Genomic DNA, 637 nt, shown 5'->3' on the forward strand with positions numbered 1-637 from the left:
GGCCGAAGGGAATGCGGCTAATCGTCCGCAAGGAACGGCCGCATCCCGGAGCGCAGTTGCGCTTCACCGACGCCGACGGCCTGCGGCTCACCGCGTTCGCCACGAACACCACCGGCGTCCCGATCGCCGCACTCGAACTGCGGCACCGCCAGCGGGCACGCGCCGAGGACCGCATCCGCGCGGCCCGGGCCACCGGCCTGCGCAACCTGCCCCTGCACGACACCGCGCAGAACCAGATCTGGCTGGAGATCGTGCAGGTCGCCCTTGACCTGCTGGCCTGGATGCCCATGCTCGCGCTGACCGGCAAGACCCGCACATGGGAGCCCCGCCGTCTCCGGCTCCGCCTGTTCTCCGCCGCCGGCCAGATCGTCACGACCGCCCGCCGCCGGCACCTGAGATTCGCACGCCACTGGCCCTGGACCGACGCGATTATTGATGCCCTGGCACGGCTCGAAGCTCTCCCGAACCCCGGCTGACCAGCGCGTTCCCGTCCCTACGAGCAGCACCACTCCGACCGGAGCCGTGGAACCCGGCGCCCACCCGACGCGACAGCCGGGTACTCACCCTGCCCGATACATGCGCAACAAGCCGAAACGGCCCGCCAAATGAACCGACGGACCGTCACGAAAGATCGAGG

Annotated in this window: 1 protein-coding gene; it reads left to right on the forward strand. The window is 70.2% G+C overall.

Features of this window, described 5'->3' with window-relative positions:
- The coding region (locus tag ADL25_RS11695) for a transposase (RefSeq protein ID WP_199839142.1) at window positions 1-476 on the forward strand (476 nt) is incomplete at its 5' end.
- Between the last annotated feature and the right edge of the window lie 161 nt (window positions 477-637).

The organism is Streptomyces sp. NRRL F-5122, assembly GCF_001507435.1.
GTDB classification, from domain to species: domain Bacteria; phylum Actinomycetota; class Actinomycetes; order Streptomycetales; family Streptomycetaceae; genus Streptomyces; species Streptomyces lannensis.